This window comes from Fictibacillus sp. FJAT-27399, from assembly GCF_001510655.1.
In the GTDB taxonomy this organism is placed as follows: domain Bacteria; phylum Bacillota; class Bacilli; order Bacillales; family Fictibacillaceae; genus Fictibacillus_C; species Fictibacillus_C marinisediminis.
In genome coordinates, this window is sequence record NZ_LMVC01000006.1 from 39,056 (window position 1) to 61,019 (window position 21,964).

Genomic DNA, 21,964 nt, shown 5'->3' on the forward strand with positions numbered 1-21,964 from the left:
TTTGTCTTATAAATAATAGTAGGCTGAAAAAAGGCCAGGGGGTGGTTCAATTAAATTTTTTTGAAAAAATAAACGTAATGGGCTTGAAGCTAACACAGTATCAGGTTGTATAGTTAGGTTCCGGACTTACGGTACGAATGCTTCATCATTACGATAAGATTGGACTATTTTCTCCTTCTCAGTATTCAGATACGGGTCATAGACTTTATAAAAAGTCAGATATAGTCAGGGAAATTATGTAACTTAAGTTATTAGGGTTTGCATTGGAAGAGATAAAAGAGATATTGGAGAATCAAAATTTTAATCCACTTGAACTCATCAAAGTACAGTTAGATGATGTGAAAAAGCGTATACGCCTACAGGAACTGTTATGCAGCCGTTTGATTTAGAAACCTTTATCTATATATTAACAAAAACCCGTAACCCTTCTGTTTATTATTTGAAAGCCACAATATTTTAGAAAACAGGCAATTAAAAACAGACCCACTAAAATTTAGTGGGTCTGTTTTTAAATCCTGCACACCTGCAACGGACACTCCTCACAGTTGCACACATTCTTTAAATAGTCCAGATCAGTAATCACAAGGTTACCATTTTCATCATGATCAATGACTTTATCTTTCTTTAAGACACCTAGCATCCGATTGACTGTCTCACGGGAGGTACCAATCAATTCAGCCAGCTCTGCATTGGTAAGCTGTAGAGAAAGAACTATGCCTTCTTTGCCCATTTTTCCGTAAGAATTTGAAAGACGAATGAGAGTGGAGCACAAAGCACCGTTCTTTCCATACAACATTAGATCTCTAAGCTTGGAACGGGTAATCTGATGCATCAGACCCGTCCAGCGCACAAACTCTATGGCAACCTCGCCATGTTTTCGCATCATTTCTTCCAGGTCAGCCTGCTGGATAACGCCGACAACACTGTCGGTGGAAGCTACGGCACTGAAGTTATGCTTTTCATCGCCAAAAGCATTGAGCTCTCCAATTAAGTCACCGTTCTGAAACATAGAAAGGACGAGCTCCTTACCATCCTCAGTCATTTTTGTTCCTTTAATGATTCCTTCACGTACAAAGTAAAGTTTCCCTGCCGCTTCATTATCCATGAAAAGCATTGTTCCTTTTTTGATCTTGCACTCCATCATTAATTCATCCAGCAAACGAAGGGTCTGCTCAGAGAAAATTTCTGTATTTTGAACCGAATTATAATCACTCGGGATATCACGCGTTTTCATATCTTTAACCTCCATAACGTCACCTAACACATCTCTTCATAAGTATAGGAAAAAGATAAGTAAATCAGAATCAGGGAACTTCCCGATTGTGCAGGGGGAAACTCCCCTATATTTCGGTTGTAACTATAGGTGTGATAAGAGTCACGGTGAAAAACGGGGGCAGAGAGTTACAGTTGAGATAAGGAAACAGTCAGAAGGAGGAGTCATCATGGAAATGGTGTTTGATCCTACGGTAAAAATGCGTGAGATTGTTATGAGGTGTCCAAGGGCAGGGACATTGCTCAAACGGTACAAAATTGATTATTGTTGCAGTGGCAGTCGGCCGATTTGGGAGGCTTTACAGGAGAGAAACCTAAATCCAACCCAAATTCTTCATGAACTGAACACATTGTGTGAAAAGAACTTTGAAGAGCAGCGCCAGATGACAAAATGGGAGAGACAGAAATATAAGGATCTGATTCAGTATATAATAGACGCCCATCATTCTTATTTGTACATGGCGTTGCCGAACCTGCAAACCATCATCACCAAGATTTACAATAAATATGGCAAGTCACATCCTGAATTGTCCAGTATTCACTATCTTTTCTCCATTCTCAAGATTGAACTCGAGCAGCATATTATTGTGGAGGAAGAACTTATCTTTCCAAAAATTATATCCTACGAAAAGCATCCAACACTCAATGCTTTGATTGACATCACTGAATTTGTAGAAGACCTTGAAAGGGAGCATCAGCATATTAGTCAGATTTTAAAAGACCTGAGAGACATCACAAATGATTACCGTGCGCCAGAAGACGTATGCGCGACCTACAGATTAGCCTACGTCAAACTGGATGAGCTCGAATCCGACCTGTTTCAGCATCTCCATCTTGAAAACAACATCCTGTTTCCTCGTCTTATGATAGAAATGGAGAAAATGAGATAGAGGTTAAAGCCCACAATCCTAAAAGAATTAGGGATTATGGGCTTTCCTTTTGGATTTAAGAAAAGGATTTTCTAGATCATGCTTTATGATAAGATGAAGTTGTGAATTGAGAAGATTATCCAAAAAGAATTTGTACCTATTCAATTACAATGAAAAGAGGTTATACCATGCCAACCTACAACAAACTAGTACGAGATAGAATACCTGAAGTCATAACTAAAACAGGTAAATCATTCAACACATCAATATTGGAAAATGATGATTACATAAAAGAACTGAAGAAAAAATGCTATGAAGAACTTGATGAATATGCTTCTGCAACTAACGATGAAAATGCCATTGAAGAGCTCGCAGACTTGCTTGAACTAATGCATGCTCTTGCAAAAATCCATGGATCCGATATTTTTGAGGTTGAACGTGTCCGCCAGGAAAAAGCAGAAAAGCGCGGAGGATTTGAAAAACGTATCTTCCTCATGGATGTGGAAGATTAAATGCAAAATATTAAACTTGTAACTGGTAACTTAAGAGAAGAACTTACAGGTTTGATGATTGATGCCAGTTCTATTTATATTCTTACCTCATTTATTATGAAATCAGGAGTCAGCTTGCTGGCTCCGTTTTTAAAAGAGGCAGTGGACAGAGGTGCAGAAGTTAAAATCTGCACAGGTGATTATTTATATGTCACTCAGCCTGATGCACTTGAAAAGCTGCTGGAAATTGACCCAAAAATTGAAATTCAGCTTTATCGAAGCAATGGGCGTTCTTTTCATCCAAAGGCTTATTTGTTCCAAAATGAGGATGGCAATGGTTCTTTTATTGTAGGTTCGTCCAACTTATCAAATTCTGCTTTAACGAGTGGTGTGGAATGGAACCTGATGATTAATAATGAAGTAGATCAAGAGGTTTACCAGGAAGCTCTTGATGCGTTTATTAAAACTTTTCATCATGAACAAACGATATCCATTAACCATGAAACCTTAATAGATTACAGGGATGAATATGAGAAGTACCATGAAAGGCATCCCGATTTACTGCGCCAATGGACAAAATCTGAAGAAGAGGTTTTGACATTGCCAATCCTTATTGAGCAACCGGAAATTATTAAGGAATCTCCAATTGTATATGGACAGTTAACCCCCCGGCAGGCTCAGCAGGAAGCTCTTGAAATGCTGAGGACTACGCTGGAAGAAGGCTACAGTAAAGCCATGGTGGTTATGGCAACTGGGTTGGGAAAAACATATCTTGCTGGATTTTTTGCTCAGGATTTTAAGCGTATTCTATTTATTGCTCATCGGGAAGAAATTCTTGGACAGGCAAGAAACTCCTTTCGGAATATTATGCCCGAACGTTCCATGGGTCTTTATTATGGAAAGGAAAAAGAGGACGAAGCAGATTGTGTTTTTGCTTCCATTTATACACTTGGTATTCATCGTCATCTTGCCAGTTTTCAACCCAATGACTTTGATTTGATCATAGTGGATGAATTTCATCATGCTGCAGCAGGATCCTACCAAAAAGTAATTAATTATTTCCAGCCAAGGTTTTTGCTTGGTATTACCGCAACACCTGACCGGATGGATGGCAAGGATGTGTATGCCATTTGTGAAGGAAACGTCGCGTATCAGCTTCATTTTATAGAAGCTATTCAAAAGCAGTGGTTGGCACCTTTTCACTATTATGGTGTCTATGATGATACAGACTACTCCCAAATAACATGGCTCGGTACACGCTATGATGAGGAAGAACTTGCTTTGGTGCAGCTAAGGGATGATATGGCTGAAAAGGTGTTGGAGGCATGGAGAGGCCATAAACAAACGAGGACTATCGCCTTCTGTTCGTCCATTCGGCAGGCCAACTTTCTATCGAATTATTTTAACCGTAAGGGATATCGCACAGTTAGCCTTAACTCTAAAACGGTTGGAATTACACGAGGGCAAGCCATTCAGCGGTTGGACATGGGAACCATCGATATTATTTTTACGGTAGACTTATTCAACGAGGGTGTCGACATTCCTTCTGTTGATACACTGCTTTTTGTCCGTCCGACGGAATCACTGACCGTGTTCACTCAACAGGTAGGTCGGGGATTGAGGCTGTTTGCCGGCAAAGATCACTGCGTCATTATTGATTTGATTGGTAACTATCGTAATGCAGATATTAAGCTTCAATTGTTTAATACGGAACCTGCAGAAGTAAAGAACGGAAAGAAAGCCGCTATACCTTCTGTACCTTCTGGCTGTGAATTGAATATTGAATTGGCAGCAGTAAATTTGCTCGATGAACTAAATCGAAAACGTCAGCCTAGGAAGGATAAACTTCTCGGGGATTACATTGAACTAAAAAAAGAACTTGGAAGACGGCCAACTTATTTGGAGCTTCATTTACAAGGTAGATCAAATAGCAGAGAATACAAGCAAGAGTTTAAATCTTATCCGGGTTTTCTGTATTGGGCGGATGAACTGACAAATGAAGAAAAGAATGCGTTTATGGAAAACGAAGACTGGCTGGTTGAAGTTGAAAGTACCAGTATGGCGAAAAGCTATAAGATGATGGTTCTGGACTACATGCTCAGCAGAGGAGCGGACAATTGGCTAAACCCGGTTACACCTAAAGACGTTGCTCCTTACTTCCATCATTATTTGACGGAAAAAGAGTATCGCAAACGTATCGACTTCTCGGATAAAGCATCTAAACAGCTTTGGAAATTTGATGAACAAAAGGTAGGCAAGCTGATTGCTAATATGCCAATGACCAAGTGGAGCGGGAGTTCTAAGGAGTTAACGGAATTTAAAGAAGGTATCTTTGCAATAAAGATCGATCTTCCAGTGAGCCATAATAAAGTGGTTTATGAATGGACACGGCAGATATGCGAATATCGGCTGCACGAGCATTTTGAGAGAAAAGAAGAAAACTTAAAGTTGCTTGTTTAGTAAAGTCATGGCAATGTACCATGCCTTTATTAAATAAAAAAACGCAGCATACCGCTGCGTTTTTCCTTTAATGATTTTGTTCTTTAACACCAGCACCCTCAATTTTCTCCACAAACATCAAGAATACATTCCGCTTTTCCTCAAGCTTCTTTAATTGTAGCTTAAGCTCGTTGTATTTTTCTTCGAATGGTTCCTGGTAGGTGGATTTGATGTTTCGGATCATTTCTTCGTTGATGGTGGATTGCAGGACTTGTTTGGTGATCCCGTATTTATAGGAATAGAGCTGAAGTTCTGTCTTTACTTTCTCGTACTCTTCATCAATCTCTCTTTTCTGAGTCTCCATCTCTTCTTTCCATTCAAGCAGAGCATCTTTCACATAGGGCTCCATTGTAATGCCTCCTTATGGCCGTTCCTTTTTCAGCATTTCTTTTTATGTACTCTATAACATATTTATAATGAGACGTGGGGTTTGTGGGGGTGAATCGAGGAGATGACCATTTTTTTCCTTAGAAAAGGGAAAGAGGGGTTTCCGTAGAATACTTACTGGGTTAGGAATCTTTTATACAAAGGGAGGCTTTCGTTATGAAAAACCAAGCAAAGGAAATGTATGACTATCATGCCTGGGCAAACGCAAAGATCTTTGAACGGCTAAAAGAACTTCCTGAGGAATTATACAAAAAAGAAATGAAGCCAAGCATTTTTCCATCACTTCAAATGGTGATGGTCCATATTTACCTCACGGATTCTCTGTGGCTGGAGATGATGAAAGGCAGAGATATGAAGGAAGTGTGGGGTGCTAATGACCAGGTGAGAGTGCAGGCAGAGGCTTGTACACTGGAGGAAATGGAAACGATGTACAACGAGCTTAGCGAGAAATACAAAGCCTTTATCCAGCAAAACGACATGGAAAAAGTCTTCACAGTTGATAACCCATATGCTGGTCTGCTTGACACCACGCCCACAGAAACGATCTTCCACATCTCCACTCACGGCAACTATCACCGCGGGAATGTAGCCGCGATGCTGCGGCAGGAGGGGCATGCGTCTGTCATGCAGGATTACGGATTATACTTATATGTGAACAGAAACGGGTTTAAGAGTCCAGTTTAACAAAAAGTGTAGCCCTCTATTTTAGGGGGCTATTTTAATGTATACATCTTTTTCCCTTTAATTGTAAAATGGAGATAGAGAAAAACGGAGGTGCAAGATGGCAGAACAAACAACTTCACTTCAAATCCGGCCATGGACAGATGGAGACCTCAACTTGCTGTATAAGTTGAATACCCGGGAGATGACGAAGCATCTTGGCGGACCGGAAAGTGAGGAGTTGATCCTTGGCCGCCATAAACGTTATCTCGATCTAGGTGACAGGGGCTGTATGTACACGGTCATCCTGGATAATGGTGAAGCAGCAGGCTCGGTCGGTTATTGGGAAAGTGTCTGGGAGGATGAAACCGTCTATGAAATCGGCTGGAGTGTAGTACTGTCTCATCAGGGGAAGGGGATAGCGAGCCAAGCGGTTGCAGCGGCGATTACACAAGCGAAAGCTGAGAAAAAGCACAAGTTCCTTCACGCCTTTCCTTCGATCGGCAATGGAGCTTCCAATGCCATCTGCCGCAAGCTAGGTTTTACCTTTCTCAATGAGTGTCAGTTTGAGTATCCCCCGGGCAATTTAATGCAGTGCAACAACTGGCGTCTTAATCTTGAATAGGCAGTATGAAAGAGCATCAGCAACGATGCTCTTTTTGTTGTTCTATTAATCATAAGCATAGACCTTTGAATTCCCTCCAGTCCATTTCTTGATATACAACTCCGCCTGACCATCCATTCCGTCTATATATTTACTAATATTGTGGTACACGACACAGCCTTTGCTATCAAATCCGATATTAGGGAAGCTTGGCTCATAGCCAGTCGGGTCTTTTTCTTCATAAGGCACCCAGTCATCCGGATTAAAAGGATCTTCCTCCATCAGCCGGTAGTTTCCTTCTTTACTGTTTTTGCTCAAACAGAATTTAAAGCTTCCTCCGCCGGACTTGAAATTCTTGCTTTGCTTCGTAAAGACATCACTGCCCTGGTAATCCCAGCCTGCATGCGCGGTTGTCGGAATAAGCATGGAAAGTACAAAAAACACCAGAATGAAGCCTGATTTCTTCATCACTTTTCACCTCCTACTATTGAAACATAGGGGTATGAGGTTACGATGATTATTGGTTCGGCTTTTTGTGGTGTTTTATTGGACGAGATAGATTGGATACTTTCATTTTATTAAATATGAAGAAATAAGAAAAGCAACTTAGTGATCAAAAGGAGGATTTGGTAAAAGAATGTCAAAGTTTTGAATAACGAATAGATGGTGGAGGAAGAGTTATGAACAAGCAGATTATTGAATACATACAATCGTTGGCCGCTGAAATTCACTTTTCAGGCTCGGTATTTGTAAAGCAGGGGGACCAAATCCTGGCAGATTGTAGTTTTGGACTGGCGAACCGTTCAGAGAAGATGAACAATGTAAGTGATACAAAGTTTGGAATTGCGTCGGGCAGTAAGCTGTTTACGGCTATTTCGATTTGTCAGCTGGCTGAAGAGGGGCGACTGTCCTATCATTCTTTGTTGGGAGATTGTTTAAACCAGTCTTTCCCTCACTTTTCTCAGGAAATCACCATCCATCAATTGCTGACTCATACTTCAGGTATTCCTGACTACTTTGATGAAGAAGTTTTGGAAGATTACGAGGAACTATGGATCAACAAGCCGATGTATCACGTTCGTGGTCCGAAAGACTTCTTACCGTTGTTTCAAAATGAAAAAATGAAGTACGATCCAGGAAGCAAGTTTCACTACAACAACGCGGGCTATATCTTGCTTGGCTTGATTGTTGAACAGGTTAGCGGAATGGCATTCACCGACTATGTAGAGAAAAATATATTTGAGAGAGTCGGAATGGATGCTGGTTACTTTGAAACGGACAGTCTGCCGCCGAAAGCAGCTTTAGGCTATATCGATCAAAGCGATGGAAGCTGGAAGACGAATATATTCTCCTTGCCGGCAAAAGGAGGTCCAGATGGCGGGGCCTATATCACGGCATGCGGGATAATTCAGTTATGGGAGGCTTTAACGGCAGGGAGGTTATTGGATAAACAGAACGTTCAACAGCTGCTTGCACCCCATATCCGTATAGATGACTCAACTGCATATGGCTATGGAATCTGGATGAAGACTGAAAAACATTCAGTGACTAAACACATTTTGATGGGCTACGACCCAGGAGTGAATTTCCGAGCCGCCTTCTATCCGCATCCCTCACTCTGTATTTCTGTTTGCAGTAATCAGTCGGGAGGAGCGTTTGACATGATCAAAGGTATTGAGAGTGAACTAATGAAAGAGATGACTTTTTAAACAAAGGCTGTTTTCGTATAGATTGATGCTTTTATTAAAGTGTACAAAAAAGTGAATTCATTGATTAAGAGAGGGATAACTTTGACTACTGGCTTTCGGGTGGACTCTATGGTCTGGTCCGAATTTATAAGAACGGGAGAAGATGGAATGAAAGCAAAAACGTTTTGTATTATTTTAGGAATACTACTCCTAACGGGGTGTTCTTTATTTGCGAACGGGAAAGAGAATCTCACTTGGTATGATACTTCCTATGGTGCAATCCATAAAGGAGCGAAAGAAGAAGGAATTACGGAAGAAGATATAATGGGAAGAACCGAAATAGCGGGAGATGTTTTTATCTTCTACGAGAAGAAGGTTAGCGATGGAGATGCTATAGGTGTCGTCAACATTGGTAAAAAGAATGGAAAATATACTTGGTATCGGTCTTCTCCTGAGATCCAAATAAAGAACCAGAAAAATAATTCCTCACCCTCTGTTCATTTCAAGGTAGATTCCCTGTCCAAACACAAGTATACGGTTTATCTGGGAAGAGCAAAATCAAACCTTCATGGGATTGATACTGTCCATGGAAATCGAGTTGCGCCTACCATTGATAAAAAGCGTCAGATCTATTACTTCATGGAGCCCATTCGATAGCGAGAACGCAATAAAAAAGAGAAGGTAGAATCCTTGGCAAACATTCCGAAAAGAGCCTAAACAAAAGAGCAGTGCTGTTCCTTGGGACGGCACTGCTCTTGAATCTAGAGTTTTTCTTTAGCCTTAATAATCTTTAAGATAATGGTATTATTTGGGTTTTGAAGTTAGAAGGAAGGGGAATTAGAAAGTGGGAGTTTTTAGTAATATAGTCCAATACATACAGCCCTATTTCTTTTTTACAATAAAAAGAGAGAAGAAAGGCAGGAGAAGAAAGTAATGAGTCGTGTAAATGTGAAACCGGATGAACTTAAGGCTCTCGCTTCCGATGTGGGCAAATTGGCAGCACAGAGCAAAGAAATCAAAGCGAACTTACAATTAAATTATTATTCCATCCAAAGTAATGGCCAAGGGATAAATCTTTCAGCCATCAGTCCGCTTTATAACAGCCTCATTCAACAGATGGAGCATTATGGTACACTTTTACATAGTGCCCAAGATGTCGTAAAGAAAACGGAAACTAAATTTCGCGAGGCGGATCAGCAGCTTAGTGGGGTTGAAATAACAGCATGGTTAAGCGGTACGTTTTTTGCGGGAGTAAAAACGGGGATTTCCTTTAGTAGGGCCAGAATTAAGGAAGGAAAACTTTCTCTAGATGCACTAATACGTTTTTACTATTGCAAAAAGAAATATGGTTTTAAAACTATATTTGATCTAGATGGCCGAAAAGGAAAGGGTGCTTTTACATTAATAGCTAAAAATAGAGAAGATTTAGTCCATGTTTCCAAATTGCTTCAATTAGGCAAAGATGATGATGCATTAATGAAATATATTAGAAATGGATTGAAATTCGATGATTTAAAACTTACGAAATCTCAAATAAAAAAGGCAAAAAAAACATTATTTAAATTGCCTGAATTTAAAGGATACCAGGATTTTCAGATTGACAGACGAGATAATGGCTTAGTAAAAGCAATTGGTAAAAAAGGATTGAGTTCCTTTAAAAGTAACTATGCAGATGGACTTAAAGACACAAATCCTTTTAAGTGGAAGTCTGCGTTTAAAGATCTCGGGAAGGTAGGAAAAACAATGAAAGGGTTAGCAGTTGTTGGCTCAGCGTTGTCAGTCACAAATAATGTTATAGAGGCACAAAAAGATGGATGGCAGGCAAAGGATGCTGCTAATATCGTAACTGATTCAGCCATAGATATTGGATCAGCAGCTGCAGCCGCCTCGACAGGCGCAGTAGTCGGATCATTTTTTCTTCCACCTGCAGGGACAGTTGTTGGTGCCGGAGTTGGGATAGGTGCAAGTTTCTTAATGAACCATAAGTTTGACTTTATGGGTGGAGAGAGTGTAGTTAGTGGAACAAAAAAGGCAGTAAAGGGATTAACTTCAAAAATTGCATCAGTGTTTTGGTAATCATTAAGCATAGTAAGGTGGAGAAGTGTCATGTGGAACATTAAAGAAGAAGAATTATCAGAATTTAAAATTACCAGTAGAAATCGTTTGGATCCTGATGGAGCTACTGGATTTATGATTGGGGCATTTATCTGGAGTTCAATTGTTATGTTTATGGTTATTGGAACTTTTGTTAGGTTTGGATGGAGTTATTTTTCCTCCCCGTTTGAAAAAACTTTCCTAAGTATTGAATTGATTTTATTTAGTATTCAAGCTCTTGCTTTATTCATTTATTTAATACCAAAAGTTCGTTTTAAATTTCAAAAACTACAAACCCTGGTAATACTGTATTGTTCATTTCAGCTGGCGACCATAGGATTTTCGCTGTTGCTTCTGCCTATATGGATGGAATCATCAACAAATACTCCCACTTTAATTTATATAGGATTATTATTGTTGGGTGCTTTATTTTTACATATTCTAACTACTATTGATACTTTTAAACAAGCTGAAAACGGTGCATTTAATATGGGGGGAAATTCATCTTCCTTTTTTAATAAAACTAAGGAAAGATTTATTATAGGTGCAGGAATTTATGCAATTGCCTTAGTGATAATTATTTGGTTAAACAATCAATATACATTGGGAACAATAGGTTTTTATCTTGTCTTAACAGTAATATTGTACGCAGTTGCGGTCGCTTCTGCCGAGTTTCAATTGTTGGCTTACTGTCGATTTAAATTTTCTTCCTTTAACACTTCTTGGGAAGAGCATCAACGAAAACGTTCAAAATATAGAAATAACGGAAAAAATAATAAACGTAAAACAACAAAAAAGAAACTAAGTTAAAATGAGATGAAATTTTGAGAGGAGTAATTTTTTTATGAAAGTACAATACAAAGCACTGTCGCTTCTAAACTTAATCAGTATTACCCAAACCGTAAAAAAGGAAGAATGGTTGTTGCCTGCTTTTGCCCTAAGGAGTCAAGTGGTGCATAACGGAATTTATCCTGTAGGACCAGTCCTATTTAAATATAATCCTATTGAAAATGATCCGGAATATGGAGAATATACATACTGTGTACCAGTTAATGATCGAGTAGAAGTAGGGGAAGATTCTGCTTATGAGTATATTGATGCGCTCATAATAGAGGAAGCGTTATGTCTTCGATTTACAGATGAAGATGGGGATATTGAAGAAGCATATAAAATTATTAAGGAGACAGCAAATAAAAATCAGATAATAATAGATTCAAGTTTTTACCATGTTTGTCTAGATGTCTATGGAGACACATGGTTAGATGTATATGCACCAGTGTTAGAAGTAGGTGAACGAGTCGTATGATAGCTGAGGATCAAAGCATTGCCTATACGAACGTTGTCTCTAAAGAATATTACTTTCATTACAGTGATATGGAGAATGCAATTGAGGATTTTATAGCAGAAATAGAAAATGCCAATTTGACAATAAAAGGGCCTTTGTTTTACGCTTTGAAAAATATACCAACTGATGAAAATATGTATATTGAAATGTTTATGCCTGTGCGTGAAAGTAAAATTCCATCATCAGATTCTATCATGTTCAGAAGTTATTACTATGTGGATGACATGCTTATGAAACGCTTTACAGGCAACTATGAGAAATTAACAGAGTATGTATATGCCGAGATGCTTCAATATATGGATGAACATAATTTAAATCTGGCATCACCTATTTATCATATATTTAACGGTGACGAGTCACTTCAGTATGTAGACATAAAGATTTCGGTGATTAGTGAGGAATAAATAAAATATAAAAAATAACCTCAGAGATAGCTGTTCTAAATTTTGTTTGGCGGAGGAAACGGATGTGGAATATTAAGGAAGATAAACTAACTGAATTTAAAATTACGTGTAAAAACCGTTTAGAACCTGAGGGTATTTCTGGTTTTTTCCTAGGTTCTATCTTTTTTTATTCATTATTGATGTTTTTTATGATTGGAGCATTGATAAGATTTGGCTGGAATTATTACGCACAGCCTTTTGAGAAAGCAATTGTTAGTATAGAGTTAGTATTATATAGCTTGCAGCTTATTTTTCTAGTTTTTTATTTATTTTCAAAAAACATTTACAACTTTCAGAAGTTACAAACCCTCGTTTTATTGCTGTATGCTTTTCAAACAGGAACGATCATGTTTACCATTTTTGTACTTCCAGGAATAATGAATTATTCAACAAACCATACGACAATAATTTATGTAGGATTTCTATTTTTAGGGGCACTTATTGTCCACATTTTAACAACTATTGATACATTCAATCAAGCCGAACGGGGGGGCTTTGATATTGGAGAAAATTCCTCTTCCTTGTTTAGTAAATTAAAAGCATGGATAATATTAGGTTCTTTGATTTATATTTTAGTTCTTAACGTTTTAATTATCATTCATAATAACTATGAGGGAGACATTTACTTTGGTTACTTTATAGCCACGGTGATCATGTATTCAATCGCGATTGGTGCAGCAGAATTTCAACTATTAGCTTACTGCCGATTTAAATTTGCTTCTTTTAATATTTCCTGGGAAGAGCGTAAAAGAGAATTAGATCGGTACCGAAAAAGTAATAAAACAAAAAATCAAAAAGCTAGAAAGAAAAAAAGACTAATTTAAATGTATAGCCAAAGATAAGTATCTCACCCTGATTTTTCCCATCATTAGGGTTTTTTTATTCCCTAAAGGTAAGGAGGTTTTTTAGATGAAACCACGAATTACGGTTATTACGTTAGGTGTCGATGATTTGGAACGGTCGGTAAAATTCTATCGGGACGGGTTGGGATTTCAGACAGAAGGAATTATCGGAACAGAGTTTGAGCATGGCGCGGTGGCTTTCTTTGACTTGGAATCAGGGGTAAAGCTCGCCATATGGAATCGTAAAGATCTTGCCCATGAGGCTAAGGTGGCTCAAGGCACACCAAACCCTGCTGAGTTTACGCTTGGCCACAATGTTGGAAGCAAGGCAGAAGTGGACCAAGTGATGAAAGAGGCAAAAAAATCAGGTGCTGTGATCACCGACCCGGCGCATGACGCGTTCTGGGGCGGATATTCCGGGCATTTCCAAGACCCTGATGGCCATTTGTGGGAAGTCGTCTGGAATCCGGAGTGGGAGATTGTCATTAGAAAGGAGGTCTACCATGTTAAGGGACACGGTACTGAATGATCTTATCACTCAAAAAGGGAAGGATGCTGCTCCATTAGTGGTCATGATGTGTGGGGTAGCTGGTTCTGGCAAGACCACATTTGCTCAAGAATTGGAGAAAGAGGGCTTTGTCCGTCTTTCCATTGATGAAGAGATTTGGACCACCCATGGCCGATATGGAATTGATTTTCCTGCTGAAGTCTACGAGAAATATAAGGACGAAGCGGATATGAAGCTTCGAAAATATATGGTGGTATTGATTCAAGAGAAAAAGCAAGTAGTTGTTGATTTTAGCTTTTGGCAGCGTTCGAGAAGAGAACGATACAAGCAGCTTATTGAAGATGCAGGAGGGGTGTGGAAAGTCATTTATTTGAAAGTTCCTCCTGATGAATTACGCAGGCGCTTGAATATAAGAAGCCAGCGTTTTGATGCCAATGCTGCTTTTCCTATTACAGAAGAAATATTAACTTCTTATCTGAATGGTTTTGAAGAACCGTCTGGTGAAGGAGAAATCGTTATTGAAACCATGGGAAAGCAGGGAAATTAATTGTTGAACCTTACATAACGAGGCTTGAAGAAACGGAATTGCCTTTTGCCGAGCAAGCGGGTTGCTTCTGGAATAAGAAATAATTATAAATCTTTTCACAATATTTATGGTATTCTAAAAGTCGAGATTTAATTTACATAAAAGGGAGGATTATCATGAAAAAACTAAGTATCTTCGGTCTGGTAATGATTCTATCATTGTTATTGGCTGCATGTGGCGGAGACAAAGAAGACGCCAAAAACAAAGTGTATAAAGTCGGGGTTGATACAACCTACCCTCCGTTTGAGTATGAAGAAAACGGAAAACAAAAAGGGATCGATATTGATTTGATCACAGAGATTGCTAAGAAAGAAGGCTTTAAAATCAAACTGGAGCCGATGAATTTCAAAGGGATCATTCCTGCCCTGCAAGCGGATGAGCTTGACATTGCCATTGCGGGCATGAGTATTACGGACGAAAGAAAGAAAGTAGTAGATTTCTCTGATCCATACTTCAAGGCCGGACTTACTCTGGTCGTGGCTAAGAACAACAATAACATCACATCCCAAGATGATGTGAAAGGAAAAACGATTGCGGTTAAAAAAGGGACAACCGGTGCCCAGTTTGCTGAAGAATTGGCTAAAAAGAAAAATGCGAAAGTGGTTCAATTCAATGATAGCCCTTCTATGTTCCAGGAAGTTTCCAATGGCAATGCCGACGTATTGATTGAGGATTATCCTGTCGTTGCCTACGCGATTGCACAGAAGGATCTTGGTCTTAAGATTGTAGGAGACCGCCTCAATGGTGACAACTATGGTATTGCCGTATTAAAAGGCGAGAATGAGGATGTATTGAAGAAAATCAACAAAGGCCTTGCGGATTTAAAGAAAAGCGGCAAATACGACGAGATCGTCAAAAAATATTTAAAAGAATAATAGGTTAGTTAAAATACGACGCGCTCACAGCGCGCCGTATTTTTGAAAGGAGAGTTTGTTATGGATGCAATTACAAAAGCGATGCCCTATTTGATAGAAGGGCTTCAAGTTACCGTCTATATTTTTATCGCAGCACTCATTTTAGGGTTAATCATTGGGTTAGTCATGGCGCTGCTTCGTCTTTCACCGCTTAAAGCATTGAATTGGATCGCAAAAATTTACATTGATGCCATCCGTGGTACTCCTATTCTGGTGCAATTGTTCTTTATCTATTTTGGGCTTAACTCTTTAGAATGGATTTCCATGGACAAAACAACCGCTGGAATTGTGACTGTCGGTCTTAATGCCGGCGCGTACTTTGCTGAAATTATCCGGGCTGGTATTCAATCCATCGATAAGGGACAAACCGAAGCTGCGCGATCCCTGGGGTTAACAGGGTTACAGAATATGCGGTTTATCGTATTGCCTCAAGCGGTCAGGAGAATGCTGCCGACGTTTACAAACCAAGCCATCATAAGTTTAAAGGATACCTCCCTATTATCGATTATTGGAATTGCGGATCTGACGCAGCAAGGTGAGGTTGCCACCTCAGCCACCTTTGAGGCTTTTAAAATTTGGTTTGTTGTCGGAATCATTTACTTTATATTAATCTATCTTCTTTCCCTGCTGGCGAACTTCCTCGAGAGGAGATTTGAATTAAGATGAGTATCATTCAAGTGAGCAATTTAAAGAAGTCATTTGGAACGTTAGAGGTTTTAAAAAATATCAATGCAGAAATTCAAGAAAAAGAAGTGGTATGTGTGATTGGTCCTTCAGGGTCAGGGAAAAGTACGTTTCTGCGCTGCCTTAATAAATTGGAGGACATTACAGACGGACAAGTAATCATCAGAGGCCAAGATATTACAGATTCAAAAATTGATATTAATAAAGTCAGACAAGACATCGGAATGGTGTTTCAAAGCTTTAATCTTTTCCCGCACATGACGGTCCTGGAAAATGTAACACTTGCACCTATTAAAGTGCGTTCCGTTTCGAAGGCGGTTTCAACTGAGAAGGGCCTGGAGCTATTGGCTAAGGTTGGATTGAAAGAAAAAGCAAACAGCTATCCAGGCCAATTATCAGGAGGCCAGAAACAGCGTGTGGCCATTGCGAGGGCGCTTGCCATGAACCCGAAAATCATGCTGTTTGATGAGCCAACGTCAGCTCTTGATCCAGAGATGGTAGGAGAAGTATTAGAAGTTATGAAACAATTAGCTCAAGAAGGGATGACCATGGTCGTCGTGACACACGAAATGGGCTTTGCCCGCGAGGTGGGTGACCGGGTGTTATTTATGGATGGCGGCTATATTGTTGAAGAGAATGTTCCAAGTGAATTATTTGGAAACCCTCAGCACGACAGAACAAAATCCTTTTTAAGCAAAGTATTATAACGATAAGCAATCAGAAGACCACCCCAAGTCAGACTCTTGGGATGGTCTTTTTTTATATAATTAAGAGGGGTAGGCCTGTCCAAACCATTGCTAGATTTTTTACATAGAATAATAGAGAGAATGAGAATGTTCTTTCTCAAGTTTTTAGCAAAAGGGAGTGTTTAGTAGATGGTTAAAATCTTTATTGACCCTGGGCATGGCGGTGATGATGCAGGAGCCGTCGGGGATGGCCTTCAGGAGAAAAATATCACCCTGCAGATTGCGACTCGGATCAAGAATATATTGTTAGTCGAATATAATAATGTGGAAGTTAAGATGAGCCGAACGTCTGATGAGTTCGTATCGTTAAATGAAAGAACTGACTCAGCCAACAACTGGGATGCAGATTATTTATTATCTATTCATATTAACGCTGGCGGCGGGACAGGCTTTGAAAGTTATATCTATCCTGGTACAAGTGCACCTACAACTGCTTATCGCACCAATATTCACGATGCCGTAATCGACTTAGTCGATTTCACGGATCGCGGTAAGAAAACGGCAGATTTTCACATGCTGAGGGAGTCCAATATGCCAGCAGTCCTAACTGAAAATGGTTTTATTGATACGTCTGCGGATGCCGCAAAATTAAAATCCAGTTCTTTTATTAGTAGCATAGCGCGTGCCCACGTGAATGGTATCGTAAAAAGCTTTAAACTCACCAAGAAAGCAACAGCCGTCTATCATACTGTCATGCCAGGCGATACCGTTTATTCGATCAGTAAGATGTATGGAACTTCGGTAGGAAAAATAAAACAGTGGAACAACCTGGACAGTGACTATACGATTTATGCAGGACAAGGACTGCGGGTTAAATAAAATAAAAAAAAGGAACCGCTTTTCAAAGCAGGTTCCTTTTGCATTTCTTATGAATAAACTACTTCCTTCTGAAGTGACTCCTTAAACAGCTCTGTCATTATTGTAATGCCGCTTTCGATCTTCTCAATTGTCGGGTGGCTAAAGTTCAGGCGCAATGCATTCGTTTTCGGCAGGGTGGCAAAGAACGGTTCACCTGGTACATATGCAACGCCACGGGAGACTGCTTCCGGCAGAAGGAGAGTTGTGTTAACGTGTTCGTCGAGCTCAAGCCAGAAGAACATGCCACCTTTTGGTTTGGTTAATTTTAATCCTGGCAGGTTGGCTTCTTCCAGACAGCGGTACATGACGTTCATCCGTTTTTCATATTCTGCAATCAGGCGGTCGATATGGCCGTCCATATCAAACCCTGTACAGAAATGATAGAGTGCCTGCTGTGACAGGGAGTTGGAATGAAGATCATTCGCCTGTTTTGCCTGTGACATCATGCGGACAATTTGAAATGGCCCGGCGACCCAGCCTGTACGAAGTGCCGGTACGGCTGTTTTTGAAAAGGTGCTCGTGTACAGGACACAGGTTCCATCGTCCAGTGCAGCAAGCGGAGTGTAGGTTTCCTCGCGGTTGAACTGAAGATCACCGTACGGATCGTCTTCAAGGACCACAATGTTATGCTTATGGGCTGCTTGAAGCAGTTGTTTCCTGCGCTCAAGTGACCATACCTTTCCGGCAGGATTGGAGAAGGTAGGAACGACATAGATGCATTTCGGCTTGTATTCTTTGATTTTGTGCGCCAAGTCCTCAGGAATCATGCCATCTTCATCAGATGCGACACCAATCACACGTGCTTCATAGGATTTAAATACCTGTAGCGCTGCGAGATACGTAGGGTCTTCGGTCAGGATGACGTCTCCAGGGTTCAGCATGACACGGGAAAACAAGTCGATGACCTGCTGGGACCCGGTTGTCAGCATCACATCTTTTGTAGTGTAGTTTGTAATGCCTTTGCGTGACATCCGTTCAAGGATGACTTCACGAAGCGGTAAATATCCTTCTGTCTCCATGTATTGGAGAGCATGCTTTCCGGATGCAAACACTTTAGCAAATGCTTCTTCAATTCCTTCCAAAGGAAAAAGCTGATCATCTGGCAGGCCTCCGGCAAAAGAAATGACGCCTTCCTGGTTCACGACTTTTAAAATATCTCTCACGGCAGATGATTGTAATGAATAAATGCGATTGGCAAATGAGTACTTCAACACGGACACCTCTGTTTAAAGTTTTAAAGAACATTTTACTCTTTCTGAATTGAATGTCAATGACCTTTCTCGAATTAATTCAAAATTATGTGTGAATTTTCAAATAATTACTGATTAAGCGATCTTTTTTATTCTACCGATTTTAATGTGATAGAGTAAAAACAGCATAGAGAAATCGGAGGATACTGTCATGAAATTAGTTTCAGCAAAGCCTTTTACCTTTGAAGGCGGCAAGCGGGCTGTCCTGCTTCTGCACGGATTTACAGGAAACACGGTGGATGTTCGGGAGCTCGGCCGATTTTTAAACGAGAAAGGCTATACGTGCCATGGCCCATTGTATGAAGGGCATGGAGATACGCCTGAAAAACTAGTCACCACACGGGCGGAACAGTGGTGGAAGAACGTCGTAGAAGGATATCGCTTTTTACAGAAGCAAGGCCATGATGAGATTGCCGTTGTCGGTCTCTCTCTTGGTGGCGTGTTTGCCTTGAAAACGGCATACACTTTTCCGGTAAAAGGGCTCGTCTCCATGTGTGCGCCAGTTAAGCCGAAAAGCGCAAAAGACTTGGGCCGGCACGTCAGTCTTTTTACGAGGAGATATAAAACGATCCTACGAACTCCACCGGAACAGATGGAAGAAGAATGGGGAAGCTTGAAGCCGCAATCAGCCAAGATGGTTCAAACTGTACAGGCGGTGATTGAGGAAGCAGGGAAGCATATACAGGAGATTACGTGTCCTGCACTCGTTGTACAATCGGGTAAGGATCATCCCGTCAATCTGGAAAGTGCGAACCTTCTTTATGAACGGATTTCATCTGACCAAAAGTCGCTGATCTGGTATGAAAACTCTCCGCACCTTGTGACGAGAGGACCTGAGAAAGAAAAGCTGCACGAAGACATTTATCAATTTTTAAAAGAGCTGGATTGGGGAAGATTTTGAGGGGGCTGTCCAAGAAGTCTGTAAGCTGTTGATTTCCGTTCCAGGCTGCTCGCTTTCCGCGGGGCGCGCGGTGAGCCTTACCGGCGTGAACGCCTACTTTTTGGTGCAAGCACCGGCGGGAGTCTCACCTGTCACGCTAGTCCCGCAGGACAAGGAAGACTCCGGCAGCGTTTAATCGCACGAAGAAAATGTGAAGTTCATTTTCGAGGAGTCTCGCATCTTCCACTTCAATTAACTTTTCATTGAAGATTTTTCAAGCCAAAAAGGGGCTGCCTGAAGGTCAATTTTCGACTTTCTGGACAGCCCCTTTTTGTTATTTTTTAAAATAATTGTAAAAATTATCAGAACAATGTAAATAAAAGCAATCATTCGGACGAATTCCTTTTATATACAAAATTTTTATGAATGGGGGGAAGTATAGGGCCTTGTTTTTACACATTTAAAGTCAAAAAAGAAGAGGGGAAAGAGATGAACAAGCAACTGGGGTTACTTGGTAAGTACATTTGTAGAGTATTCGTTTCATTAGCAATGGTTGTGATGTTTGGCTTTGGATATATGCTTCCGGTTAAAAATGTAAGCGCTTCCACACCGCCGCCATCCGCACAAAGCTATTACATGGACACTGTTGATACAGTGACATTATATGATATGGGATACCAAAAAGGCCTAGCAGATTACAAGAAAGCGGGAATTCAGAACAGTATGGTTATTCTTGATTTCGGTGGACAGTCTTCGCCAACGAGTTTGTCTCTTTTCGGGATGCCGGATGCCGCGCTGACTCAAGTTGGGGCAGCGGTCGAAGCTTACTCCCGGGGATATTGGAAAGGCACAGCAAGTGATTCACTATCCACGGTTCATATCATTGTCGGAACGAATAACTCCTATACCGTTACTTATGAAGGCGGCCAGAACTTTGCCAATATGATCGATGATATTAACAGCCATAATAACACAAATTCTTATTCTGATCAGGTTGAAGTAGATGGCGGTAACGATATGGAACCGAGTTACGATCCTGTATCGACTACCACAGAGTGGGTGAAAGGCTATGATTCTGTTAACAGCTATTCGCTCTATAATTATGGTTCTGCGGACGGATGCTACCACACCAACCTTAACTCGGGCACCATCAATTATTCGTGCAATAACGGCTGGACCTATAAAGATATTCAATATATTTCCTGGGGAGCATCGCCTGCATGGCCGCTTCCGGAAATTTATGATAACAGCGGCGATATGGCCGAACAGTGGCAGAATATTGCCAAGTACTCTGCCGTCACTGCTGCTAAACCGATGCAATTCAGCGCTTCTTTAACCCAATATGCTGCTTGTACGAATACAGGATGCCATACGGAGCTCGATAACACGCCAAGCCAGGGCTGGACCCAGCTTTACAACGAACTATACAGTGATTCAAAAACCAAATCTGCTACCAATTTTCCAATACTCTCAACGGATATCCGTTGGCATTAAATCTTTCTGAGGGGTGAAAGACATGAAAAAAATAGCCATTTCACTTATAACGACAGCTGTTTTGTTTGGAGCAGGAGTTACTTATTACCATGTATCTGCTTCTGGCACTTATGATAATCTTCCAAAAGAAAAAAGAGAGATAATGGAGCGGAAAGCACAGAACAAGGATAAAGCGAGACATGACAACATCTTCAAGAAAGATGGAGTGGACGGTCCGCTTGTTGTTCAGCATGACCGTGCGGTGACGGCTCAAATATTGACGCATGTGGAAGACCCGGTAAACGACCAAAAAGCTAAATTCACAAATGGCTGGGTCAGCCCGATCAAAAACGGTGAGATTAGCGGCAAGAATGTAACGGTCGAAGCCGGAGCATTAATCAATGATTCCGCGCAAGGCTATGTCTTTGTGAGGTCGGCAGGAGACAAACGCAAGTATGTGGGGGAAAAAGAATACAAGACCCCAAGCAAACATGGCGCGGTAAAAATTATCGGGGCCAAAGGATTTACATTAACCCTTCAGGCAAAAGATGGGAAAAAATGGACATTTAACATTCCCACTGGAACATTTAAAGATATAAACTAGAATCATATTTGGGCTCTGGATGACAATCTGGAGCTCTTTTCTATAAGTCCTTTTTTAGGAGGGGAAAGAATGGATATTGCATTAAAAGAACATATTTATAACCTGGAAACTAGATTACTGCAATCTGAAGTGCGCCAATCAAAAAAAGAACTGGATGTATTGCTGGCAGATGATTTTCGGAACTTACGAGCTCAGGGCGGAGGATCAGCAAACAGGATTGTTTTGATGGCTTGGGCGTGCCGTGGATGGCCATGAAGGAACTGAACC

General features: G+C 40.5%; 27 protein-coding genes and 1 pseudogene. 24 read left to right on the forward strand and 4 right to left on the reverse strand.

Features of this window, described 5'->3' with window-relative positions; genetic code table 11:
* Positions 1-131: 131 nt before the first annotated feature.
* Positions 132-242 (forward strand): annotated as a pseudogene (locus AR335_RS25040) (MerR family DNA-binding transcriptional regulator); the annotation flags it as partial.
* A 266-nt stretch (positions 243-508) separates the two neighbouring features.
* Here the strand turns inward: AR335_RS25040 and AR335_RS20340 are convergent.
* Entirely contained in the window at positions 509-1,234 is a 726-nt protein-coding gene (locus tag AR335_RS20340; RefSeq protein WP_062239422.1) for a Crp/Fnr family transcriptional regulator, read from the reverse strand.
* Between the two features lie 208 nt (positions 1,235-1,442).
* On the opposite strand from AR335_RS20340, the gene ric reads away from it, so the two are divergent.
* The 3 genes from ric (at position 1,443) to AR335_RS20355 (ending at position 5,092) form a co-directional block, all read left to right on the forward strand.
* Complete coding sequence (gene ric, locus AR335_RS20345; protein ID WP_062239425.1) at positions 1,443-2,162, forward strand: iron-sulfur cluster repair di-iron protein; 720 nt, start codon at positions 1,443-1,445, stop codon at positions 2,160-2,162.
* A 167-nt stretch (positions 2,163-2,329) separates the two neighbouring features.
* Complete coding sequence (locus AR335_RS20350; RefSeq protein WP_062239427.1) at positions 2,330-2,653, forward strand: nucleoside triphosphate pyrophosphohydrolase; 324 nt, start codon at positions 2,330-2,332, stop codon at positions 2,651-2,653.
* Positions 2,654-5,092 (forward strand): DEAD/DEAH box helicase family protein, encoded by a 2,439-nt coding sequence (locus AR335_RS20355; protein WP_062239430.1) that lies wholly within the window; start codon positions 2,654-2,656, stop codon positions 5,090-5,092.
* Positions 5,093-5,159: 67 nt separating this feature from the next.
* Here the strand turns inward: AR335_RS20355 and AR335_RS20360 are convergent, their stop codons facing one another.
* On the reverse strand, positions 5,160-5,480 hold the full coding sequence (locus tag AR335_RS20360) for a hypothetical protein (protein WP_062239433.1): 321 nt from the start codon (positions 5,478-5,480) through the stop codon (positions 5,160-5,162).
* Between the two features lie 194 nt (positions 5,481-5,674).
* Here AR335_RS20360 and AR335_RS20365 point away from each other — a divergent pair, with 194 nt between their 5' ends.
* Positions 5,675-6,202, forward strand: a complete 528-nt coding sequence (locus AR335_RS20365; RefSeq protein ID WP_062239437.1) for a DinB family protein — start codon at positions 5,675-5,677, stop codon at positions 6,200-6,202.
* A gap of 97 nt (positions 6,203-6,299) precedes the next feature.
* Complete coding sequence (locus tag AR335_RS20370) at positions 6,300-6,803, forward strand: GNAT family N-acetyltransferase (protein WP_062239440.1); 504 nt, start codon at positions 6,300-6,302, stop codon at positions 6,801-6,803.
* Positions 6,804-6,848: 45 nt separating this feature from the next.
* Here the strand turns inward: AR335_RS20370 and AR335_RS20375 are convergent, their stop codons facing one another.
* The gene (locus AR335_RS20375) at positions 6,849-7,250 is read right to left on the reverse strand and encodes a hypothetical protein (protein WP_062239442.1); all 402 of its coding nucleotides are present in this window, start codon (positions 7,248-7,250) and stop codon (positions 6,849-6,851) included.
* A gap of 212 nt (positions 7,251-7,462) precedes the next feature.
* Here AR335_RS20375 and AR335_RS20380 point away from each other — a divergent pair, with 212 nt between their 5' ends.
* The 13 genes from AR335_RS20380 (at position 7,463) to AR335_RS20440 (ending at position 17,451) form a co-directional block, all read left to right on the forward strand.
* A complete protein-coding gene (locus AR335_RS20380; protein ID WP_062239445.1) occupies positions 7,463-8,491 on the forward strand; it encodes a serine hydrolase domain-containing protein in 1,029 nt (342 codons plus the stop codon).
* Positions 8,492-8,638: 147 nt separating this feature from the next.
* Positions 8,639-9,127: a hypothetical protein gene (locus AR335_RS20385; protein ID WP_156419120.1), complete on the forward strand. Its 489-nt coding sequence runs from the start codon at positions 8,639-8,641 to the stop codon at positions 9,125-9,127.
* Between the two features lie 276 nt (positions 9,128-9,403).
* Positions 9,404-10,546, forward strand: a complete 1,143-nt coding sequence (locus AR335_RS20390) for a WXG100 family type VII secretion target (RefSeq protein WP_062239452.1) — start codon at positions 9,404-9,406, stop codon at positions 10,544-10,546.
* Positions 10,547-10,576: 30 nt separating this feature from the next.
* Positions 10,577-11,374: a hypothetical protein gene (locus AR335_RS20395; protein WP_062239453.1), complete on the forward strand. Its 798-nt coding sequence runs from the start codon at positions 10,577-10,579 to the stop codon at positions 11,372-11,374.
* A gap of 34 nt (positions 11,375-11,408) precedes the next feature.
* Positions 11,409-11,870, forward strand: coding sequence for a DUF5085 family protein (locus AR335_RS20400; RefSeq protein ID WP_062239456.1), 462 nt, complete (start codon positions 11,409-11,411; stop codon positions 11,868-11,870).
* Positions 11,867-12,313, forward strand: coding sequence for a DUF5085 family protein (locus AR335_RS20405; protein WP_062239459.1), 447 nt, complete (start codon positions 11,867-11,869; stop codon positions 12,311-12,313). The genes AR335_RS20400 and AR335_RS20405 overlap by 4 nt, the downstream gene beginning before the upstream one ends.
* A 62-nt stretch (positions 12,314-12,375) precedes the next feature.
* The gene (locus tag AR335_RS20410; protein WP_062239462.1) at positions 12,376-13,176 is read left to right on the forward strand and encodes a hypothetical protein; all 801 of its coding nucleotides are present in this window, start codon (positions 12,376-12,378) and stop codon (positions 13,174-13,176) included.
* Positions 13,177-13,261: 85 nt separating this feature from the next.
* A complete protein-coding gene (locus AR335_RS20415) occupies positions 13,262-13,723 on the forward strand; it encodes a VOC family protein (RefSeq protein ID WP_062239465.1) in 462 nt (153 codons plus the stop codon).
* A complete protein-coding gene (locus AR335_RS20420) occupies positions 13,698-14,249 on the forward strand; it encodes an AAA family ATPase (protein ID WP_053355121.1) in 552 nt (183 codons plus the stop codon). The genes AR335_RS20415 and AR335_RS20420 overlap by 26 nt, the downstream gene beginning before the upstream one ends.
* Before the next feature lie 155 nt (positions 14,250-14,404).
* Positions 14,405-15,163: a transporter substrate-binding domain-containing protein gene (locus tag AR335_RS20425; RefSeq protein WP_053355120.1), complete on the forward strand. Its 759-nt coding sequence runs from the start codon at positions 14,405-14,407 to the stop codon at positions 15,161-15,163.
* A gap of 60 nt (positions 15,164-15,223) precedes the next feature.
* Positions 15,224-15,868, forward strand: a complete 645-nt coding sequence (locus AR335_RS20430) for an amino acid ABC transporter permease (protein WP_062239469.1) — start codon at positions 15,224-15,226, stop codon at positions 15,866-15,868.
* Positions 15,865-16,593 (forward strand): amino acid ABC transporter ATP-binding protein, encoded by a 729-nt coding sequence (locus AR335_RS20435; protein WP_062239471.1) that lies wholly within the window; start codon positions 15,865-15,867, stop codon positions 16,591-16,593. Before AR335_RS20430 ends, AR335_RS20435 begins: the two co-directional genes overlap by 4 nt.
* 168 nt (positions 16,594-16,761) lie before the next feature.
* Positions 16,762-17,451, forward strand: coding sequence for an N-acetylmuramoyl-L-alanine amidase (locus AR335_RS20440; protein ID WP_062239474.1), 690 nt, complete (start codon positions 16,762-16,764; stop codon positions 17,449-17,451).
* Between the two features lie 47 nt (positions 17,452-17,498).
* Here AR335_RS20440 and AR335_RS20445 read toward each other — a convergent pair whose 3' ends face one another.
* Positions 17,499-18,701: a PLP-dependent aminotransferase family protein gene (locus AR335_RS20445; RefSeq protein WP_062239477.1), complete on the reverse strand. Its 1,203-nt coding sequence runs from the start codon at positions 18,699-18,701 to the stop codon at positions 17,499-17,501.
* A 190-nt stretch (positions 18,702-18,891) separates the two neighbouring features.
* On the opposite strand from AR335_RS20445, the gene AR335_RS20450 reads away from it, so the two are divergent.
* The 5 genes from AR335_RS20450 to AR335_RS20465 all read left to right on the forward strand — a co-directional run bounded on the left by AR335_RS20450 (position 18,892) and on the right by AR335_RS20465 (position 21,952).
* Positions 18,892-19,641: an alpha/beta hydrolase gene (locus tag AR335_RS20450; protein ID WP_062239478.1), complete on the forward strand. Its 750-nt coding sequence runs from the start codon at positions 18,892-18,894 to the stop codon at positions 19,639-19,641.
* A gap of 28 nt (positions 19,642-19,669) precedes the next feature.
* Positions 19,670-19,816: a hypothetical protein gene (locus AR335_RS24525; protein ID WP_156419121.1), complete on the forward strand. Its 147-nt coding sequence runs from the start codon at positions 19,670-19,672 to the stop codon at positions 19,814-19,816.
* Between the two features lie 293 nt (positions 19,817-20,109).
* Positions 20,110-21,114, forward strand: a complete 1,005-nt coding sequence (locus AR335_RS20455; protein WP_062239481.1) for a hypothetical protein — start codon at positions 20,110-20,112, stop codon at positions 21,112-21,114.
* A 22-nt stretch (positions 21,115-21,136) separates the two neighbouring features.
* Positions 21,137-21,697, forward strand: coding sequence for a hypothetical protein (locus AR335_RS20460; protein WP_062239484.1), 561 nt, complete (start codon positions 21,137-21,139; stop codon positions 21,695-21,697).
* A 69-nt stretch (positions 21,698-21,766) separates the two neighbouring features.
* Positions 21,767-21,952 carry a hypothetical protein gene (locus tag AR335_RS20465; protein ID WP_062239487.1) on the forward strand — a complete coding sequence of 62 codons (186 nt, stop codon included), beginning with the start codon at positions 21,767-21,769 and terminating at the stop codon, positions 21,950-21,952.
* Positions 21,953-21,964: the final 12 nt, after the last annotated feature.

What these genes read in the sequence shown, in the direction of transcription:
- AR335_RS20405 (WP_062239459.1), top strand. Translation starts at nt 11,867, where the DNA reads ATGATAGCTGAGGATCAAAGCATTGCCTATACGAACGTTGTCTCTAAA.
- AR335_RS20370 (WP_062239440.1), top strand. Translation starts at nt 6,300, where the DNA reads ATGGCAGAACAAACAACTTCACTTCAAATCCGGCCATGGACAGATGGA.
- AR335_RS20415 (WP_062239465.1), top strand. Translation starts at nt 13,262, where the DNA reads ATGAAACCACGAATTACGGTTATTACGTTAGGTGTCGATGATTTGGAA.
- AR335_RS20360 (WP_062239433.1), bottom strand. Translation starts at nt 5,480, where the DNA reads ATGGAGCCCTATGTGAAAGATGCTCTGCTTGAATGGAAAGAAGAGATG.
- AR335_RS20465 (WP_062239487.1), top strand. Translation starts at nt 21,767, where the DNA reads ATGGATATTGCATTAAAAGAACATATTTATAACCTGGAAACTAGATTA.
- AR335_RS20385 (WP_156419120.1), top strand. Translation starts at nt 8,639, where the DNA reads ATGAAAGCAAAAACGTTTTGTATTATTTTAGGAATACTACTCCTAACG.
- ric (WP_062239425.1), top strand. Translation starts at nt 1,443, where the DNA reads ATGGAAATGGTGTTTGATCCTACGGTAAAAATGCGTGAGATTGTTATG.
- AR335_RS20450 (WP_062239478.1), top strand. Translation starts at nt 18,892, where the DNA reads ATGAAATTAGTTTCAGCAAAGCCTTTTACCTTTGAAGGCGGCAAGCGG.
- AR335_RS20440 (WP_062239474.1), top strand. Translation starts at nt 16,762, where the DNA reads ATGGTTAAAATCTTTATTGACCCTGGGCATGGCGGTGATGATGCAGGA.
- AR335_RS20390 (WP_062239452.1), top strand. Translation starts at nt 9,404, where the DNA reads ATGAGTCGTGTAAATGTGAAACCGGATGAACTTAAGGCTCTCGCTTCC.
- AR335_RS20435 (WP_062239471.1), top strand. Translation starts at nt 15,865, where the DNA reads ATGAGTATCATTCAAGTGAGCAATTTAAAGAAGTCATTTGGAACGTTA.
- AR335_RS20380 (WP_062239445.1), top strand. Translation starts at nt 7,463, where the DNA reads ATGAACAAGCAGATTATTGAATACATACAATCGTTGGCCGCTGAAATT.
- AR335_RS20350 (WP_062239427.1), top strand. Translation starts at nt 2,330, where the DNA reads ATGCCAACCTACAACAAACTAGTACGAGATAGAATACCTGAAGTCATA.
- AR335_RS20340 (WP_062239422.1), bottom strand. Translation starts at nt 1,234, where the DNA reads ATGAAAACGCGTGATATCCCGAGTGATTATAATTCGGTTCAAAATACA.
- AR335_RS20365 (WP_062239437.1), top strand. Translation starts at nt 5,675, where the DNA reads ATGAAAAACCAAGCAAAGGAAATGTATGACTATCATGCCTGGGCAAAC.
- AR335_RS20355 (WP_062239430.1), top strand. Translation starts at nt 2,654, where the DNA reads ATGCAAAATATTAAACTTGTAACTGGTAACTTAAGAGAAGAACTTACA.
- AR335_RS20455 (WP_062239481.1), top strand. Translation starts at nt 20,110, where the DNA reads ATGAACAAGCAACTGGGGTTACTTGGTAAGTACATTTGTAGAGTATTC.
- AR335_RS20460 (WP_062239484.1), top strand. Translation starts at nt 21,137, where the DNA reads ATGAAAAAAATAGCCATTTCACTTATAACGACAGCTGTTTTGTTTGGA.
- AR335_RS20420 (WP_053355121.1), top strand. Translation starts at nt 13,698, where the DNA reads ATGTTAAGGGACACGGTACTGAATGATCTTATCACTCAAAAAGGGAAG.
- AR335_RS20430 (WP_062239469.1), top strand. Translation starts at nt 15,224, where the DNA reads ATGGATGCAATTACAAAAGCGATGCCCTATTTGATAGAAGGGCTTCAA.
- AR335_RS20400 (WP_062239456.1), top strand. Translation starts at nt 11,409, where the DNA reads ATGAAAGTACAATACAAAGCACTGTCGCTTCTAAACTTAATCAGTATT.
- AR335_RS20395 (WP_062239453.1), top strand. Translation starts at nt 10,577, where the DNA reads ATGTGGAACATTAAAGAAGAAGAATTATCAGAATTTAAAATTACCAGT.
- AR335_RS20425 (WP_053355120.1), top strand. Translation starts at nt 14,405, where the DNA reads ATGAAAAAACTAAGTATCTTCGGTCTGGTAATGATTCTATCATTGTTA.
- AR335_RS20410 (WP_062239462.1), top strand. Translation starts at nt 12,376, where the DNA reads ATGTGGAATATTAAGGAAGATAAACTAACTGAATTTAAAATTACGTGT.
- AR335_RS20375 (WP_062239442.1), bottom strand. Translation starts at nt 7,250, where the DNA reads ATGAAGAAATCAGGCTTCATTCTGGTGTTTTTTGTACTTTCCATGCTT.